The sequence below is a fragment of the Variovorax sp. FW305-3-2-15-B-LB1 genome (genome assembly GCF_058787635.1).
In genome coordinates this window covers 31,656-49,552 of sequence record NZ_JBYSZY010000032.1, presented here as the reverse complement: position 1 = coordinate 49,552, position 17,897 = coordinate 31,656, and the positions used below count along the sequence as shown (strand labels likewise).

Here is a 17,897-nt window from a genome sequence, read left to right as displayed (position 1 = left end):
CAAGGCAGGGCGACAAGTCGTGCGTCTTAACTCCATCAAGCTCTCGGGCTTCAAGTCGTTCGCCGAACCCACCAACTTCCTGCTGCCGGGCCAACTGGTCGGGGTGGTGGGGCCGAACGGCTGCGGCAAGTCGAACATCATGGATGCCGTGCGCTGGGTGCTTGGCGAGTCGCGTGCGTCGGAACTGCGCGGCGAGTCGATGCAGGACGTGATCTTCAACGGCACGACCACCCGCAAGCAGGCCAGCCGCTCGAGCGTCGAGCTGGTGTTCGACAACGCCGACCACCGCGCCGGCGGCCAGTGGAACCAGTTCACCGAAATCGCCGTGCGCCGCGTGCTTACGCGCGACGGCACCAGCAGCTACTACATCAACAACCAGCCGGTGCGCCGCCGCGACGTGCAGGACGTGTTCCTGGGCACGGGCCTCGGGCCCCGCGCCTACGCCATCATCGGCCAGGGCACGATCAGCCGGATCATCGAATCCAAGCCCGAGGAACTGCGCCTGTTCCTCGAAGAAGCTGCCGGTGTCTCCAAGTACAAGGAGCGCCGCCGCGAGACCGAGAACCGCCTGGGCGACACGCGCGAGAACCTCACGCGCGTCGAAGACATCCTGCGCGAACTCAACGCCAACCTCGAGAAGCTCGAGAAGCAGGCCGAGGTGGCGGCGCGCTACAACGCGCTGCAGGGCGACGCCACGAAGAAGCAGCACCAGCTGTGGTTCCTCAAGCGCGGCGAAAGCGATGCCGACCAGGCCAAGATCAAGGCCGATTCCGAAAAGGCCATCAACGACCTCGAATCGCGCACCGCCGACCTGCGCCGCATCGAGTCCGAACTCGAAACCGTGCGCCAGGCCCACTACGGCGCCGGCGACCTGGTGAACCAGGCGCAGGGCAAGCTGTATGAAGCCAGCGCCGAAGTCGGCCGGCTCGAAGGCGAGATCCGCTTCGTGGTCGAAGGCCGCCAGCGCGTCGAACAGCGCCTCGTGCAACTGCGCGAGCAGATGGGCCAATGGGGCCGTCGCCGCGAAGAAGCCGAAGCCGAGATCGAGACGCTGGCCGGTGCCGGCGTCGATGCCGAAGAGCAGGCCATCCTGCTGGCCGCGCAGCTCGAAGAGCACGACGCGCGCCTGCCTGACCTCGAAGAGGCCGTGCAGCGTGCGCAGAACGAAGCCAACACCCAGCGCGCGACGGTGTCGCAGGTGCAGCAGCAGATCCAGGTGCTGGCCGCCGACCAGCGCAACATCGAAGACCAGAGTCGCCAGCTCACGCTGCGCAGCGAACGCCTGCGCGCCGACCAGAACGCGCTGGCCGCGCCCGACGAAGACCGGCTGACCGAAATGCAGGAGCAGCTGGCCGCGGCGCAGGAAACCGCCAGTGAATCCGATGCCCGCCTGCAGGAACTGCAGGAGGCCGTGCCGCAGCTCGACGAAGACCGCCGTGCCAAGCAGCAGGCCGTCAACACCGAGGGCGCCCGCCACGCCGAGTTCTCGGCCCGCCTCGAAGCGCTGCGTGCGCTGCAAGAGAAGGTCAAGACCGACGGCAAGCTCGCCCCCTGGCTCGCCAAGCATGGCCTCGACGGCCTGCAGGGCCTGTGGAGCCGCATCCACATCGAACAGGGTTGGGAGAACGCGCTCGAATCCGCACTGCGCGAGCGCCTGGGCGCGCTCGAAGTCAGCCGGCTCGACATGGTGCGTGCCTTCGGCAACGACGCGCCGCCTGCCAAGCTGGCCTTCTACAGCCCGCCCGCCGCTGGCGTGCCGCAGGGCGCGGGTGCGCTGCCCAAGCTGTCGAGCCTGCTGCGCCTGAACGACGCCGGCCAGCAGGCGCTACTGAACGACTGGCTGCACGGCTGCTACACGGCCGAGAGTTTCGAAGAGGCGCTGGCCCAGCGCGCCACGCTGCAGCCCGGCGAAGTGATCTACGTGCGCAGCGGCCACGCCGTGTCGTCGCACAGCGTGAACTTCTACGCGCCCGATTCCGAGCAGGCCGGCCTCCTGGCCCGCCAGCAGGAAATGGAAAACCTCGAGCGCCAGCTCAAGGCCCAGACGCTCATCAACGAAGAGGCGCGCACCGCGCTGGTCCGCGCCGAAGCGGCCTACGGCGATGCCGCGCAGCGCCTCGTCACGGCGCGCCGCGAAGCCGCCGAAACGCAGTCGCGCGCCCATGAACTGCAGGTCGAAACGCTGCGCATGACGCAGCTCGCCGAACAGACCCGCGCGCGCAGCCAGCAACTGGCCGCCGACCTCGGTGAGGTCGATGCCCAGCTCGAAGAACTGCAGGAAAAGCGCATCGCCGCCGAAGGTCGCTTCGAAGAACTCGACATGCAGCTGGCCGACAGCCAGGAGCGCCATGCGCAGCTCGACGAGCGTGTGATCGAAGCCGGCCGCGCGCTCACGGCCAGCCGCGAACAGCACCGCAGCCTCGAGCGACAGGCGCAGGAAGCCACCTTCTCGCAGCGCACGCTCGAAGCGCGCCGCGGCGAACTGAACCGCAGCATCGAAACCGCCTCGCAGCAGACCGTCTCGCTGACCGACGAAGACGAGCGCGCCCGCGCCGAACTCAGCCGCCTGTCGGATGCCGCCGCGCAAGCCGGCCTGCAGGACGCGCTGTCGCTCAAGCTGGAGCGCGAGACCGCCTTGGGCGCGGCCCGCAGCCAGTACGACGACCTCACGCTCAAACTGCGCGCCAGCGACGAGCGCCGGCTGCAGCTGGAGCGCGAACTCGATCCGCTGCGCCAGCGCATCACCGAGTTCCAGCTCAAGGAGCAGGCCGCGCGCCTGGGCGTCGAGCAGTACCAACAGCTGCTGGACGACGCCGGCGCCGACCTCGAGGCGGTCGCGCAATCGATCGAGACCGAGAAGGTGCGCCTGACCGGCCTGCAAAGCGAAATCGACCGCCTGAACCGCGAGGTGGTCGCGCTCGGCGCCGTCAACCTCGCCGCGCTCGACGAACTCGCGATTGCGAGCGAGCGCAAGATCTTCCTCGACGCCCAGTCGGCCGACCTGAACGAAGCCATCGGCACGCTCGAAGACGCCATTCGCAAGATCGACGCCGAAACGCGTGACCTGCTCGGCGGCACCTTCAAGATCGTCAACGAGCACTTCAGCCGCATGTTCCCGGAGTTGTTCGGCGGCGGCAACGCCAAGCTGATGATGACGGGCGACGAAATCCTCGATTCCGGCGTGCAGGTCATGGCCCAGCCGCCCGGCAAGAAGAACCAGACCATCCACCTGCTCTCGGGCGGCGAGAAGGCGCTCACGGCCATTGCGCTCGTGTTCGCCATCTTCCAGCTGAACCCGGCGCCTTTCTGCCTGCTGGACGAAGTGGACGCGCCGCTGGACGACGCCAACACCGAACGCTATGCCAAACTCGTCTCCGCCATGAGCCGTGAAACCCAGTTCCTTTTCATCAGCCACAACAAGATCGCCATGGAAATGGCCGAACAGCTGATCGGCGTGACCATGCAGGAGCAGGGCGTGTCGCGCATCGTTGCGGTCGACATGGAGTCGGCGGTCTCGATGGTCGAAGCGGCATAAGGCAGGCGCGCGCATGAGCAATCTCACCCTCGCCCTGGCGATCCTCGGCGGCCTCGTTCTCGCGGCCGTCGTGGCCTACAACACTCTGATGTCGCGCCGCAACGCGCCGCGCCAGCCCGATGCGGTCGACGTCGCCCTGGCCGAAGCCGAGCGCGCGCTGGCCGGCGGCAGCGACGGCGGCGTGGAGCCGATGCTCCATGCCGACCCGAGCCAGGTGGCCGGCAGCGACCGCCACGAGCCGCTGTTCGATCCCGACCTGCCCGCGCCCAGCGGCATGCCCGTGCCCACCGGCGAGCGCCGTGGCGGGCTTGATCCGCTGATCGACGTGATCGCGCCCATTTCGCTCGAAGGCCTGGCCTCGGGCGATGCCGCGCTCGCGTCCATGCCGTCGACGCGCCGCGCCGGCAGCAAGCCGGTGGCCATTGAAGGCCTGAACGACCTCACCAGCCAGTGGGAGCCGCCGGCGCCCGGGCAGCGCTACCGCGCGTTCCAGGTCGGCGTGCAGTTGGCCAACCGCACCGGGGCGCTCAACGAGATCGAGTACTCCGAGTTCGTGGTCAAGGCGCAGGCGTTTGCCGACGCGGTGAACGGTGCGCCCGAATTTCCTGAAATGCTCGACGAAGTGGCGCGTGCCCGCGAGCTCGACCAGTTCGCCAGCGCGCACGACGCGCAGCTGGGCTTTGTGCTGCGTGCGCTGCATGCGGCCTGGAGCCCGGGCTACGTGCAGCAGAACGCTGCGCGGCTGGGCTTTGTCGCTGGGATTATCCCGGGCCGCATGGTGCTGCCGACCAGCGAGGCCGGCCTGCCGCCGATCCTCGGGCTCTCGTTCGACACCCAGGCCGCACTGGCCGACGATCCGGCGCAATCGGCGATCCGCGAACTCAGCCTGAGCCTCGACGTGCCGCAGGTCGATCGCGGCGAAGAGCCGTTCCGCCGCATGCGTGAAGCTGCTGCCACGCTCGCCCGCGAGATGGACGGCGTGGTGACCGACAGCGACGGCCAATTGCTGCGCGACGAAACCATGGACGTGATCGGCACCGACCTCGAGCAGCTGTACGACACGCTCGACGCACGCGATCTCGCCGCGGGTTCGCCGCTGGCGCGACGCCTCTTCAGCTGATCCGTCTTTTCCCCGAGGGACACCCCATGACAACGCGCGACGAAGCGGCACGCGAAGCCGCCGCACTGAGCGAGCAGCTGCATCGCCACGCCCATCTGTACTACGTGCTCGACGCCCCCGAGCTGCCCGACGCCGAGTACGACAAGATGTTCCAGCGCCTGCAGGTGCTGGAGACCGAGTTTCCCGAACTGCGCACGCCCGATTCGCCGACGCAGCGCGTGGGCGGCACGGTGCTCGACAGCCTGGCCAAGGTGCGCCACCGGGTGCCGATGCTGTCGATCCGCACCGAGACCGACATCACGCCCGCCGGCGCCAGCGCCTTCGACGCACGCGTGCGCCGCGAGCTGGGCCTGGCCGAAGACGCGCCGCAGATCAGCTACGTCTGCGAACTCAAGTTCGACGGGCTGGCCATGAGCCTGCGCTACGAGCACGGCGTGCTGGTGCAGGCCGCCACGCGCGGCGACGGCGAGGTGGGCGAGGACGTCACGCAGAACATCCGCACCGTGCGCGAGATTCCGCTCAAGCTCAAGGGCGCGGCCCCGCCCGTGGTCGAGGTGCGTGGCGAGGTCTACATGAAGCGTGCCGATTTCGACGCTCTTAACGAGCGCCAGCGCCAGAAGATCGCCGCCGGGCAGAAGAACGAGAAGGTGTTCGTCAACCCGCGCAACGCGGCGGCCGGCGCGGTGCGCCAGCACGACCCGGCGATCGCGGCAGAGCGCCCGCTGAGCTTCTTTGCCTACGGCCTGGGCGAGGTTTCGCCCGCGACCGACGGCGGTCCCGACATCGCGACCCAGTTCGACTGGCTGCAACAGTTTCACGCCTGGGGCTTTCCGGTGGCCACGCAGACCGCGCGGGCGACCGGCGCTATTGAACTGATAGCGTTCCATGAAACCATCGGCCGCCAGCGCGATGCGCTGCCGTACGACATCGACGGCGTGGTCTACAAGGTCGACAGCCTGGAGTTGCAGCGCCAGCTGGGATTTGTTTCGCGCGAACCGCGCTGGGCCGTGGCCCACAAGTACCCGGCGCAGGAGCAGCTGACCGAGGTGGTCGGCATCGAGATCCAGGTGGGCCGCACCGGCAAGCTCACGCCGGTGGCCAAGCTGGCGCCGGTGTTCGTGGGCGGCGTGACGGTGACCAACGCCACGTTGCACAACGAGGACGAAGCCCGCCGCAAGGACGTGCGCGTGGGCGACACGGTGATCGTGAGGCGTGCCGGCGACGTGATTCCGGAAGTGGTGGGCGTGGCGCCCGACAGCCTGGCCAAGCCCGACGACCAGCGCGGCGCGGTCTTCACCATGCCGCACAAGTGCCCCGTCTGCGATTCCGAGGCGGTGCGGGAGGAGGGCGAGGTCGACTACCGTTGCACCGGCGGCCTGTTCTGCGCGGCGCAGCGCAAGGAGGCCATCCTGCATTTCGCGGCGCGGCGCGCGGTCGATGTCGACGGGCTGGGCGACAAGCTGGTCGAACAGCTGGTCGATGCCAACCTGATTCGCACCTTGCCCGATCTCTACAAGCTCGGCTTCGTCACGCTGGCGGGCCTGGACCGCATGGCCGAGAAGTCGGCCCAGAACCTCGTCGATGCGCTCGAAGCCTCGAAGAAGACCACGCTGCCGCGCTTTCTGTTCGGCCTGGGCATCCGCCACGTCGGCGAGAGCACGGCGAAAGACCTCGCCAAGCATTTCGGCAAGCTCGACGCCATCATGGACGCGACCGAGGAACAGCTGCTCGAGGTCAACGACGTCGGCCCGGTGGTGGCGCAGAGCCTGCGCACCTTCTTCGACCAACCGCACAACCGCGAAGTGGTCGAGCAGCTGCGCGCCTGCGGCCTGACCTGGGAAGAGTTCGAGCCCGAGGCCCGTGCCCCCAAGCCTTTGGCGGGACTGACCTTCGTGATCACCGGCACCCTTCCTACGCTGGGCCGCGACGAAGCGAAGGATAAATTGGAGGCAGCCGGCGCCAAGGTGGCCGGCTCCGTCAGCAAGAAGACCCACTACCTCGTGGCCGGGGAAGAGGCCGGCAGCAAGCTGGACAAGGCGCGCGACCTCGGCGTCACGGTGATTGACGAGGCGCGTATGCTGGAGATCCTCGCCAGCGGTGTTCCGCCGGCACCCGACGCCTGAGTCGCCCGGCGCCCGGGATCCAGGCCTTTACCGGCCGTTACGCGACTTCACACCAGCGCAGTCAACAGGGTCTACAAGCGGGCGTTGAACGACTACAGAAGGCCGACAAGGAGTCCCTCATGCAAAAAATTCGTGTTCTCGCTACCAGCCTCGCACTCGGCGGCATCGCGCTGCTGAGCGGCTGCGTGGCCGTTCCTGGCGATCCGTACTACTCCGGCGGCTATTCCGAACCGTACTACTCCGATCCGGGTCCCGTGGTGGTGCCGGCGCCGGTGTACATCCAGGGTGGCGGCTACTACGACAACCGTCGCCCGTACTACGACCGCCGTCCTTACTACGACGGCCGTCGGCCGGCTTACCCGTACCCCGGCGTGCGACCCTCGTACCCGACGACCCGCCCGGGTTGGGGCGGTGGCCGTCCGCCAGTTGCCGTGGTGCCACCGGTGCGACCCGGCGGGGGTGGCGTGCCCGGCATCACGCCCTCGCATCCGCAGCAGATGCCGCAAGGTCGCGCGCGGCTATGGACCTCGCCCGACTCGCAAGGCACCACGCCTCCCTGATCGTGGCGCTGATGTGAGGTTCGCGTGAGGCTGTCGCGATAATCCCGCCATGGCCTTCCGCGAAATTCTCAAGATGGGCGACCCCCGGCTGCTGCGCACCGCGCAGCCGGTCGCCGCTTTCGACACCGACGAACTGCACCTGCTGGTGCGCGACATGTTCGAGACCATGCAGGCGGTCAATGGCGCCGGCCTCGCGGCGCCGCAGATCGGCGTCGACCTGCAGTTGGTGATCTTCGGCACCGACACCGTCAATCCACGCTACCCCGACGCGCCGCCGGTGCCACGCACCGTGCTGCTCAACCCCGTCATCACGCCGCTGGGCGATGAAGAGGAAGAGGGCTGGGAGGGCTGCCTGTCGGTGCCCGGCCTGCGCGGCGTGGTGCCGCGCTTCGCCCACATCCGCTACACGGGCTTCGACCTGTATGGCGACCCGATCGACCGCACCGCCGACGGCTTCCATGCGCGCGTGGTGCAGCACGAGGTTGACCACCTGTTCGGCAAGCTGTACCCGATGCGGGTGCGCGATTTCTCGCGCTTCGGCTACACCGAGGTCCTGTTCCCGGGCCTCGATGCGGCCGACGACGACTGATTCGCCAGTCGCCTCTTCGCTTACTTGTTGTTGAGCCCGAAGCGCCCGCCGCCCGTGAGCGCGAGCGAGATCGCCGCGAACAGGAACATGCCCTGCAGTTCCAGCGCCCAACCGCCTTGCCCGTTCAGCGCGCCGAGGTCCTTGCGGTGGGCCAGCCAGATTGCCACCACCATGTTGATGGCCACGACCAGCGCGGCGGGCCGCGTGAACAGGCCAACGATCAGCAGCACCGGCGCCAGGATCTCGCCCACGTAGACCAGGTAGGCCAGCACCGCGGGCACGCCGTGCGACGCGAGCATGCCGCCGATGCCGTCGACGCCCTTGCCGACTTTGGCAATGCCATGCAGCAGGATGAGGATGCCCAGCGCAACGCGCAGGATGAGCTTGCCGGTGTCGTCGGACTTGACCATGGTGTGATTCCTGTTCGGGAGTGATGAAAGGGCCGTATGGTAGTGAAACTGGCCGCGCCGCCAACCGATCGCCCGCGAGCGGATCGACATATGTATCCAACGCAGGGTTCTTTGTCGGCGGCCTGCATCGCCCCGTACACTGCCTTTTGCCTACTGTTGAGGAGCACACACCAATGATGATGAAGAAGACAAGCACCCGATTCCGCCCGGCACTGCTCGCCGCTGCCTCCGTTCTTGCGCTGGCCGCCACGGCCCCGGCCTTCGCCGGCAAGACGCTCGACGCGGTCAAGCAGCGCGGCACCGTCAAGTGCGGCGTGACCAACGGCGTGGCCGGTTTCTCGGCCCCCGACACGCAGGGCAACTGGTCGGGCCTGGACGTTGACACCTGCCGCGCCATCGCCGCGGCCGTGCTGGGCGATCCCAAGAAGGTCGACTTCGTGCCGCTGAATTCGCAGCAGCGCTTCTCGGCGCTGCAGGCCGGCGAGATCGACATCCTCGCGCGCAACACCACCTGGACGCTCACGCGCGACGCCTCGCTGGGCTTCAACTTCACCACCATCACCTACTACGACGGCCAGGGCTTCCTGGTGCCCAAGAAGCTCAAGGTGACGAGCGCCAAGCAGCTCAAGAACGCCACCATCTGCACGCAGTCGGGCACCACCAACGAGAAGAACGTGTCGGACTACTTCCGCGCGCAGAACATCCCGGTGAAGACCGTCGTGTTCGAGAGCTTCGAGGCCTCGTTCAAGGCCTTCTTCTCGGGCCGCTGCCAGGCCTTCACCACCGACGCCTCGGCGCTGGCCGGCCTGCGCAACAAGGAAGCGCCGAACCCCGACGACTACCTCATCCTGCCCGAGCTGATCTCCAAGGAACCGCTCGCACCGCTGGTGCGCCGTGGCGACGACGAGTGGTTCGCCATCGCCAAGTGGGTGCCCAACGCGCTCATCGAGGCGGAAGAGTTCGGCGTCACGCAGGCCAATGCCGACCAGCTCAAGGCCGGCAGCAAGGACCCGGCGCAGCAGCGCCTGCTCGGCGCCGGTGAAGACCTCGGCAAGCTGCTCGGTCTCGACAAGGACTGGTCGTACCGCGCCATCAAGGCCGTGGGTAACTACGGCGAAATGTTCGAGCGCAACGTCGGACCGAAGTCGGTGCTCAAGCTGCCGCGCGGCTCCAATAATTTGTGGAGCAAGGGCGGCCTGATCTACGCACCACCCGTTAGATGAGCCGCCAGGCCTCGCGCCGCGGCGCCTGGCTGGCTTGGCTCGTGCAGGCCCTCTTGGTGCTGGCCGTCGTGGCCGGTGCCTTCTGGGTGGTGAACCATGCGCTCGAGGTGCTGCGCGCACGCGGCGTGCGTTCGGGCTTCGACTTCCTCACCGAGCCCGCGGGCTTCTCGATCAGCGAAGGCTGGCTCGACTTCGATGCCAGCCAGCCGTCGTGGCGCGCCTTCCTCGCGGGCCTGATCAACACCGTGCGCGCGGCCGTGCCGGCGGTCATCTTCGCGGTGGTGCTCGGCACGCTGATCGGCATCGGTCGGCTCGCGCCGCACGTGCTGCTGCGCGGCATCTGCACCGCGTACGTGGAGCTGCTGCGCAACGTGCCGCTGCTGGTGCAGTTGCTGATGCTGGCGTTCGCGATGGCCAACCTGCTGCCCGACCCGACCGAGCCCGTGCACCTGTTGCCGGGCGTGTGGCTCAGCAAGGGCGGGCTCAGCGTGCCCTGGCCCGTGGCGGGCGAGGGCGGCGGGTGGCCCACGCATTTCGAATGGCCCGAGCGCGGTGACTTCGGCGTGAGCGGCGGCGCCGCGCTGAGTCCGGAGTACGTGACCATCGTCGCCGGGTTGTCGCTGTACTCGGCGGCCTTCGTCGCCGAGATCGTGCGCGCCGGCATCCTCTCGGTCTCGCAGGGGCAGGTGCTGGCGGGGCAGGCGCTGGGCCTGTCGTCGGTGCAGCAACTGCGCATCGTGATCCTGCCGCAGGCGCTGCGCGTGATCGTGCCCTCGCTCACCAACCAGCTGCTGAGCCTCACCAAGAACTCGTCGCTTGCTGTGGCCGTGGGCTATCCCGAGCTGGTGTCGGTGGCCAACACCACCATCGGCTCGAACGGGCGCGCCTTCGAGTGCATCGCGATCATCATGGCGGTGTACCTGCTGCTGTCGCTCGTGATCTCCTTCGGCATGAACCGCTACAACGCGCGCGTCGCGCTGCGAGGCTGGCGATGAGAAACGTCGCGCAAGGCCCCATCGCATGGCGCAGCGAGCTGTGGGGTTCGCCGCTGCGCGCGCTGGCCACGGTGCTGCTGCTGGGCCTGCTGGCCTGGGCCGGCTTTCACGCGTTCGAATGGGGTGTGGTGCACGCCGTGTTCCGCCCCGACGCCGACGCCTGCCGCGCAGTGCAGCACGGCGCCTGCTGGGGCGTGGTGGCCGAGAAGTGGCGGCCCATGCTCTTCGGGCGTTTTCCGTATGAAGAGCAATGGCGTCCGGCCATTGCGGTGGTCGTGCTGTCCGCGGTGACCGTGCTCAGCGCGTGGCCGCGCAGCTGGCGCTGGTGGCTGGCGCCGTTGTGGGGCGTGGCTCTGCTGCTGTTCGTCGGGCTGATGCACGGCGGCGTGGCCGGGCTGAGCGTGGTGCCGACCAGCCGCTGGGGCGGCCTGCCGCTCACCATCGGGCTCGCGGTGGTCGGGCTGGCGCTGGCCTTTCCGCTGGCGCTGCTGCTGGCGATGGGGCGGCGCTCCGAATGGCCTGTGGTGCGCACGCTGAGCGCGAGCTACATCGAGCTGGTGCGCGGCGTGCCGCTGATCTCGGTGCTGTTCATGGCCTCGTTCCTGCTGCCGCTGCTATGGCCAGCCGGCTGGCAACCCGACGTGCTGGTGCGCGTGCTGATGGGGCTCACGCTGTTCGTCGCGGCGTATCTTGCGGAGATCATCCGCGGCGGCTTGCAGGCCGTGCCGCGCGGGCAGACCGAGGTGGCGATGGCGCTGGGCTTCGGCCGTTGGCCAGTGCAGCGCGACATCGTGCTGCCGCAGGCGCTGCGCCTCGTGGTGCCGGCGCTGACCAACAGCGTGGTCGGCACGCTGAAGGACACCTCGCTGGTCACCGTGGTCGGCCTGTTCGAGTTGACCGGCGCGCTCGGGCTGGCACTGGGCGGCGACCCGGTCTGGCGACCGTTCTACCTCGAGGGCTACCTGTTCGTGGCGGCCGTCTACTGGCTGCTGTGCTTCGGGCTGTCGCGCTACAGCGTCTGGCTGGAGCGGCGCCTGGGCACCAGCTCGGCGTAGCCGGTCTGCGCATCGGGCTCGCGCGAGAAGCACCATTCGGGCAGCACCGCGACGAGAATCTCGGCCGTGGTGCGCACCACGCAGCCCGGCGCGGCATGGCCGCCCGACACCCGGCCGGCGCCGTCCGACACGCTGAGATGCAGGTGCGAGCCGTCGGGCGACAGCGTGCCGGCGAGCGTGAGGATTTCAAGGTCGCCTTCGATCCGCGTCGCCGTCTCGGCGCCCGCGAAACGGATGCTCGCGCCGCGCAGGCTGCCGATGCCCGAGACCACGAAGGCCGCGTCGCCGATGCCGGCTTGCTTCAGCACGGCGTCGAGCGCCGCGCGCAGGTCGTCGCCCGGTTGCAGGCGCAGCACGAGCGTGTCCATGCGCGTGCGCCTCGCATCAGCTCGCCGACAGCGCCTTGTCGACCACCTGCTGCGCCTCGCCGAGGATGCGCGCGAGGTGGTCGTCGCCGAGGAAGCTCTCGCCGTAAATCTTGTAGATGTTCTCCGTGCCCGACGGTCGCGCGGCGAACCAGCCGTTCTCGGTGACGACCTTCACGCCGCCGATGGCCGCGCCGTTGCCCGGGGCGTGGCTCAGCACGTTCTCGATCTTCTCGCCGGCCAGCGTGGTCGAGGTGATCTGCTGCGGCGACAGGGCCGACAGGCGTTTCTTCTGCTCGGGCGTGGCGGGCGCGTCCACGCGATCCGACACGGGGCGCCCCAGCGCCTGCGTCAGCTCGGTGAAGCGCTCGCCGGGGTCGCGGCCCGTGCGTGCGGCGATCTCGGCCGAGAGCAGGGCGGGCACGATGCCGTCCTTGTCGGTGGTCCAGGCGCTGCCGTCGTGGCGCAGGAAGGTGGCGCCCGCGCTTTCCTCGCCGCCGAAGCCCAGCGAGCCGTCGACCAGACCGTCGACGAACCACTTGAAGCCCACCGGCACTTCGTACAGCGGGCGGCCCAGCCGCGCCGCCACTCGGTCGATCATGCGGCTGCTGACCACGGTCTTGCCGACGGCCGCCTGCGCTGGCCAGTGCGGGCGGTGCGTGAAGAGGTAGTCGACCATCACCGCGAGGTAGTTGTTCGGCTGCATCAGGCCCGCGCTGCGCGTGACCACGCCGTGGCGGTCGTGGTCGGTGTCACAGGCGAAGGCGATGCCGAAGCGGTCTTTCAGCGCGACCAACCCGTGCATCGCGTCGGGCGACGACGGGTCCATGCGGATGCGGCCGTCCCAGTCGAGCGACATGAAGCGGAAGGTCGGGTCGACCGCCTGACTCAGCACGCTCAGGCGCTGGAGCTTGTAGCGCGCCGCAATGGCGGGCCAGTAGTGCACGCCGGCACCGCCCAGCGGGTCGACGCCCAGGTCGACGGTGCCGCCGCGGATCGCGTCCATGTCGAGCACCTGGGCCAGGTCTTCGACGTAGGTGTTGAGGTAGTCGTGGCGGTGCGTGGTGGACGCCTTCAGCGCCTGCGCGAGTGGCATGCGCTTCACGCCTTCGAGCTTGTTCGCCAGCATCTTGTTGGCGGCCGCTTCGACGGCGGAGGTGATGTCGGTGCCCGCGGGGCCGCCATTCGGCGGGTTGTACTTGAAGCCGCCGCTTTCGGGCGGGTTGTGCGAAGGCGTGATCACGATGCCGTCGGCCAGGCCGCTGGTGCGTCCGCGGTTGTAGACCAGGATGGCGTGCGACACGGCCGGCGTGGGCGTGTACTCGTCGTCCTTCGACAGCATCAGCTCGACGCCGTTGGCCGCCAGCACCTCGACCGCGCTGGCGAAGGCGGGCGTAGACAGCGCGTGCGTGTCGATGCCCAGGAACAGCGGGCCGTCGATGCCTTGCTGCTTGCGGTAGTCGCAGATGGCCTGGCTGATGGCCAGCACATGCCATTCGTTGAAGGCGTCGTCGAACGAGGAGCCGCGATGTCCCGAGGTGCCGAAGGCCACGCGCTGGCTGGGCACGGCCGGATCGGGGCGACCGGTGTAGTAGGCCGAGACGAGGCGCGGCACGTCCACCAGCAGATCAGACGGGGCCGGCTGGCCCGCGAGGGGATGGGAAGAGGTGCTCATGTCGAAAGCGGGTGATGAAAGAGAAGCGCGCCGGCGGTGCCGTGCGCGGCCTTTCAGCATACGCCATGGGCGCGGCCGGCTTGCCGCTTGCGCGCCCGCTCACAGAAGTCCGCTTACAACCCTTTCAATGTGAGCGCCGCGTGCGCACCCGCTCCGGGCCATCACCCGTGGCCAGCCACCGGGCCGGCACCTGGAAGTACGCGGCGATCGCATGCAGGTGCAGGGTGCCTGCGCAGCTGTGCCGGTCGGTGAGCCAGCGGATCACGGTGGGGGCGCTGACGCCGCACTGTCGGGCGAGCTCGGATTTCCATTGGGGCTGCGACCCCGCGACAAGCGAGATCAGTCGGTCTTGAAAACTGGCGTTCATGGTCGGCCCCCTTTGGCGACAACAGCGGTCGGCTCTGAATTTCCTCGAAACGCGCCAGGCACCCAACCCCTCCTTCGCAGGGGCTGGTAGTTTTTTGCATGGAGGGTGATCTAGTTCCGACGCGCGGCGGCTCTACCCGTGGGTGCCAGAGTCAGAATGAGGGTGCATATCGGCCAGAAAGGCCGAAGGGGGTGTGCCATGAAAGTGATGACGCTGGACGACCACGCGTTGTTTCGCGCGGGCCTGCGCATGCTGCTGGAGAGCATGGAGCGCAGCGCCGAAATCTTCGAAGCCGCCACGGTCGACGAGGCCTGCGCCCTGGCGCTGCGCCATCCCGATCTGGCGATCTGCCTGCTCGATCTCGAACTGCGCGGCGAGTACGGCCTGGATGCGCTGGTGCGCCTGAAGGCGGCGGCGCCCGACATCGCGGCCGTGGTGGTGTCGGCCTCGACCGATGTCGACATCATCCGCGGCTGCCTGGAGGCGGGCGCCATGAGCTTCGTGCCCAAGAGCATGCCGGCCGACTTCCTGAAACGGGCCTTCGAGACCGTGCTGGCGGGGGAGGTCTACCTGCCGCAGGAAATCCTGCACCTGGGGCCGAAGAGCACCGCCAGGCCGACGCTCAGCCCGCGCCAGACCGACACGCTGCACGGCCTGGCGCGCGGGCTGCCGACCAAGTCGATCGCGCGCGAGCTCGGCCTGTCCGAGCACACGGTGAAGGAGTACATCGGCACCTTGTTCCAGGCACTGGGTGTGCACAATCGCACCGAGGCCGTGATCACGGGCATCCGCCTGGGGCTGTTGTCGCCGCTGCAGCGCAAGGGGTCATGAGCGGGCCACCGCGGGCGGCTAAGCTTCAGGCTGGTTTCAAGGAGCAAGACAAGATGCGCATGACGTTTGGCCGGCACGGGTTTCTTCTGACGGCTGCGGCCCTGGCTGCGGTGCTCGCGGGCTGCGAGGCCCCGCCCAAGGACCGGCCGCTCACCTCCGAAGTGCCGGCGCCGCCGAGCTTCGCGCCCCCGCCTGAGAGTTGCCAAGCCCCGGAAGTGCGCTTTGCGCTCGGCATGCAGGCGACGCGTCCGTTGCTCGAAGAGATGCGCCAGCGCGCCGGCGCGAAAACCGCGCGCACCGTGCCGGCCACGGCGCCGGCCGACCCGGCCCAGGACGCGACGCGCCTCAACGCGCAGGTCGATCCCACGGGGCGCATCCTCGGCGCGTACTGCGGCTGAGCCGCACACGCCCATTCGGCGGCCTCACTGGGAGGCCAGCGCCTCCATCAGGTCGGTCTCGATGGCCAGCTGCGTCTTCTGGCCCTGCAGTTCCGGCCCGCTGATCAGGAAGGTGTCTTCCACCCGTTCACCCAGGGTCGTCACCTTCGCCAGTTGAAGGTTCAGGTGATGCCGCGCGAGCACGCGCGCCACCGAATACAACAGGCCCGCGCGGTCGCTGGCCGAGATGCTGAGCAGCCAGCGCTGCGCCTTGTCGTCGGGCACGAGGCTGATGCGCGGCTTGATCGGAAAGCTGCGCACCCGGCGTGACACGCGCCCCATGCTCGGCGCGGGCAGGGCGCCGGCCTCGGTGAGCGTTTGCGCCAGGCCGGTTTCGACCATGCTGATCAGGTCGCGGTAGTGGTCGGGCTGGAAGGTCGTCACCACCTGGAAGGTGTCGAGCGCATAGCCGTTGCTCGTGGTGTGGACCTTGGCGTCAAGAATGCTGAACGAGGCCTGGTCGAAATAGCCGCAGATGCGCGCGAACAGGTCGGACTGGTCGGGCGTGTAGACCACGACCTGCAGCCCTTCGCCCACCGGCGACAGGTGCGCGCGCACGATGGGCGGCGCCTTCGGATCGATGGGCACGTTCTTCGGTGGCACGAAGCGCGACAGCTGCTTGGCGTGCCAGGCGATCTCGGTGGCGTCGTGGCGCATGAAGTAGCCGACGTCGAGCGTGTCCCACAGCGCCTTGTGCGCCTCGAAGCGCTGGGCGTGCAGGGCCAGCTGCACCAGCGCTTCGCGCTTGCGGGCCTCGACCTCGGCGTCCGGGTCAGGCATGCGACCGCCCAGGGCGCGCAGGGTGAAGCGATACAGGTCCTCGAGCAGCTTGCCCTTCCAGGCATTCCACACGCGCGGCGAGGTGCCGCGGATGTCGGCCACCGTCAGCAGGTACAGCGCCGTGAGGTAGCGCTCGTTGCCCACGCGCTTGGCAAAAGCGCCGATCACCTCCGGGTCGCCCAGGTCCTGCTTTTGCGCGACCTGGCTCATCACCAGGTGCTCGGCCACGAGGAATTCGATGAGCTTGGCGTCTTCGCGGGCGATGCCGTGCTGCTTGCAGAAGCGCTGCACGTCGCGCGCGCCGAGCGTGGAGTGGTCGCCGCCGCGGCCCTTGGCGATGTCGTGGAAGAGGGCGGCCACGTACAGGATCCAGGGCTTGTCCCAGCCGGCCGCGAGCTGCGAGCAGCCCGGGTACTCGTGCGCATGCTCGGCGATGAAGAAGCGGCGCACGTTGCGCAGCACCATCAGGATGTGCTGGTCGACCGTGTACACGTGGAACAGGTCGTGCTGCATCTGCCCCACGATGCTGCGGAACACGCGCAGGTAGCGCCCCAGCACCGAGGTCTGGTTCATGAGCCGGAAGGCATGCGTGATGCCGTAGGGCTGCTGCAGGATCCGCATGAAGGTCACGTGGTTGACCGGGTCGTTGCGGAACTTGCTGTCCATGACATGGCGCGCGTTGTACAGCGCACGCAGCGTGCGCGCCGACAGGCCCTTCACGCCGATGGTCTTCTGGTACAGCAGGAAGGTCTCGAGCACCGCGTGGGGCTCGCGCTCGTACAGGTCGTCGCTGGCGATCTCGATCAGGCCGGCGCGCTCGTAGAAGCGCTCGTTGATGGTCGTGGGCTGCTCGTCGATGGGCTGCAGCCGCTCGGAAATATTGAGCAGCAGGATCTGGTTGAGCTGCGACACCGCCTTGGCCGCCCAGTAGTAGCGGCGCATCAGCGCCTCGCTCGACTTGCGCTGCGACTCGCTCTCGTAGCCGAAGCTCGCGGCCACGGCGGTCTGCAGGTCGAACACCAGCCGGTCTTCGCGCCGGTTGGCAATCACGTGCAGGCGGGCGCGGATGAGCGAGAGCAGGGCCTCGTTGCGCTTGATCTGCTGCGCTTCGAAGGGCGTGGCCAGGCCGTTCTTGGCCAGGTCGTCCCAGCGGCTGCCGAAGCCGGCGGCCTTGCTCATCCAGAGGATGGTCTGCAGGTCGCGCAGGCCGCCGGGCGATTCCTTGCAATTGGGTTCGAGCGCGTAGGGCGTGTTGTCGAACTTCTGGTGGCGGTGCCGCATTTCCTGCGACTTGGCCACGAAGAAGGCTTGCGGGTCGATGGCCTGGGTGAAGCGGCGGCGAAAGGCCGCAAAGAGCTTCTTGTCGCCCGTGATCAGCCGCGATTCGAGCAGCGAGGTCTGGACCGTGATGTCCTTGGCGGCCTCGTCCAGGCACTCCTCGAGCGTGCGCACGCTGGAGCCGATCTCGAGGCCGGCGTCCCAGCACTGGCCGATGAAGGCCTCGATGCGGGCCGGCTCGACGCCGCTGTCCTGGCCCTCGGGCGGCAGCAGCAGCAGCACGTCGACGTCGGAGTACGGAAACAGCTCGCCGCGCCCGTAGCCGCCCACCGCGGCCAGCGCGAAGGCGTCGCCGAAGCCGGCTTCGTTCCACAGCGCAGTGAGCGTCTGGTCGGCCAGCGCTGAGAGCTGGCGCAGCACCGTGTGGACGCTGCGGGTGGGCGCGCGTGCGAAGCGCAGGGTGTCGAAAAGGGCGAGCTTTTTCGCGCGATAGGCTTCGCGCAGCGTCGCCACGTCGATCTTGGCTGCTTCGATCACGGCGGGGGCGCGCTGGG

The 17,897-nt window shown here is 68.5% G+C and carries 15 protein-coding genes; 10 read left to right on the top strand and 5 right to left on the bottom strand.

The genetic code is table 11. The features are described from left to right. The first annotated feature begins 19 nt into the window (after positions 1–19). From smc to def, 5 genes are all read left to right on the top strand, one after another. A complete protein-coding gene (gene smc / locus AC3WQR_RS19675) occupies positions 20–3,535 on the top strand; it encodes a chromosome segregation protein SMC (RefSeq protein WP_492726847.1) in 3,516 nt (1,171 codons plus the stop codon). A 13-nt stretch (positions 3,536–3,548) separates the two neighbouring features. Further along, on the top strand, positions 3,549–4,655 hold the full coding sequence (locus AC3WQR_RS19670) for a cell division protein ZipA C-terminal FtsZ-binding domain-containing protein (RefSeq protein ID WP_492726845.1): 1,107 nt from the start codon (positions 3,549–3,551) through the stop codon (positions 4,653–4,655). A gap of 26 nt (positions 4,656–4,681) precedes the next feature. Further along, positions 4,682–6,778, top strand: coding sequence for an NAD-dependent DNA ligase LigA (gene ligA / locus AC3WQR_RS19665; RefSeq protein ID WP_492743212.1), 2,097 nt, complete (start codon positions 4,682–4,684; stop codon positions 6,776–6,778). Between the two features lie 119 nt (positions 6,779–6,897). After that, positions 6,898–7,338 carry a hypothetical protein gene (locus AC3WQR_RS19660; RefSeq protein WP_307590163.1) on the top strand — a complete coding sequence of 147 codons (441 nt, stop codon included), beginning with the start codon at positions 6,898–6,900 and terminating at the stop codon, positions 7,336–7,338. A 49-nt stretch (positions 7,339–7,387) separates the two neighbouring features. Then, complete coding sequence (gene def / locus AC3WQR_RS19655; RefSeq protein ID WP_070060694.1) at positions 7,388–7,927, top strand: peptide deformylase; 540 nt, start codon at positions 7,388–7,390, stop codon at positions 7,925–7,927. Positions 7,928–7,947: 20 nt separating this feature from the next. Here the strand turns inward: def and AC3WQR_RS19650 are convergent, their stop codons facing one another. Next, positions 7,948–8,337 (bottom strand): DoxX family protein, encoded by a 390-nt coding sequence (locus AC3WQR_RS19650; RefSeq protein ID WP_062471245.1) that lies wholly within the window; start codon positions 8,335–8,337, stop codon positions 7,948–7,950. 179 nt (positions 8,338–8,516) lie between these two features. Here AC3WQR_RS19650 and AC3WQR_RS19645 point away from each other — a divergent pair, with 179 nt between their 5' ends. Genes AC3WQR_RS19645 through AC3WQR_RS19635 form a run of 3 tightly spaced genes read left to right on the top strand, consistent with a single transcriptional unit; the run spans position 8,517 to position 11,610 of the window. After that, positions 8,517–9,560 carry an amino acid ABC transporter substrate-binding protein gene (locus AC3WQR_RS19645; RefSeq protein ID WP_492743225.1) on the top strand — a complete coding sequence of 348 codons (1,044 nt, stop codon included), beginning with the start codon at positions 8,517–8,519 and terminating at the stop codon, positions 9,558–9,560. Next, entirely contained in the window at positions 9,557–10,555 is a 999-nt protein-coding gene (locus AC3WQR_RS19640) for an amino acid ABC transporter permease (RefSeq protein WP_492743211.1), read from the top strand. Before AC3WQR_RS19645 ends, AC3WQR_RS19640 begins: the two co-directional genes overlap by 4 nt. Beyond that, positions 10,552–11,610 (top strand): amino acid ABC transporter permease, encoded by a 1,059-nt coding sequence (locus AC3WQR_RS19635; RefSeq protein WP_159271774.1) that lies wholly within the window; start codon positions 10,552–10,554, stop codon positions 11,608–11,610. Before AC3WQR_RS19640 ends, AC3WQR_RS19635 begins: the two co-directional genes overlap by 4 nt. On the opposite strand, the gene AC3WQR_RS19630 is transcribed toward AC3WQR_RS19635, so the two are convergent. From AC3WQR_RS19630 to AC3WQR_RS19620, 3 genes are all read right to left on the bottom strand, one after another. After that, positions 11,565–11,978: a PPC domain-containing DNA-binding protein gene (locus tag AC3WQR_RS19630; RefSeq protein WP_492743210.1), complete on the bottom strand. Its 414-nt coding sequence runs from the start codon at positions 11,976–11,978 to the stop codon at positions 11,565–11,567. The two genes, AC3WQR_RS19635 and AC3WQR_RS19630, sit on opposite strands and share 46 nt — an antisense overlap. Positions 11,979–11,994: 16 nt before the next feature. After that, a complete protein-coding gene (gene pgm / locus AC3WQR_RS19625) occupies positions 11,995–13,650 on the bottom strand; it encodes a phosphoglucomutase (alpha-D-glucose-1,6-bisphosphate-dependent) (protein WP_492743209.1) in 1,656 nt (551 codons plus the stop codon). A 124-nt stretch (positions 13,651–13,774) separates the two neighbouring features. Beyond that, positions 13,775–14,017: a helix-turn-helix domain-containing protein gene (locus AC3WQR_RS19620; RefSeq protein ID WP_307693575.1), complete on the bottom strand. Its 243-nt coding sequence runs from the start codon at positions 14,015–14,017 to the stop codon at positions 13,775–13,777. Positions 14,018–14,215: 198 nt separating this feature from the next. On the opposite strand from AC3WQR_RS19620, the gene AC3WQR_RS19615 reads away from it, so the two are divergent. Then, positions 14,216–14,848: a LuxR C-terminal-related transcriptional regulator gene (locus AC3WQR_RS19615; protein ID WP_307638146.1), complete on the top strand. Its 633-nt coding sequence runs from the start codon at positions 14,216–14,218 to the stop codon at positions 14,846–14,848. 53 nt (positions 14,849–14,901) lie between these two features. Further along, the gene (locus AC3WQR_RS19610; protein ID WP_056580768.1) at positions 14,902–15,246 is read left to right on the top strand and encodes a hypothetical protein; all 345 of its coding nucleotides are present in this window, start codon (positions 14,902–14,904) and stop codon (positions 15,244–15,246) included. Between the two features lie 24 nt (positions 15,247–15,270). Here the strand turns inward: AC3WQR_RS19610 and AC3WQR_RS19605 are convergent, their stop codons facing one another. Next, complete coding sequence (locus tag AC3WQR_RS19605; protein ID WP_492743208.1) at positions 15,271–17,880, bottom strand: [protein-PII] uridylyltransferase; 2,610 nt, start codon at positions 17,878–17,880, stop codon at positions 15,271–15,273. Between the last annotated feature and the right edge of the window lie 17 nt (positions 17,881–17,897).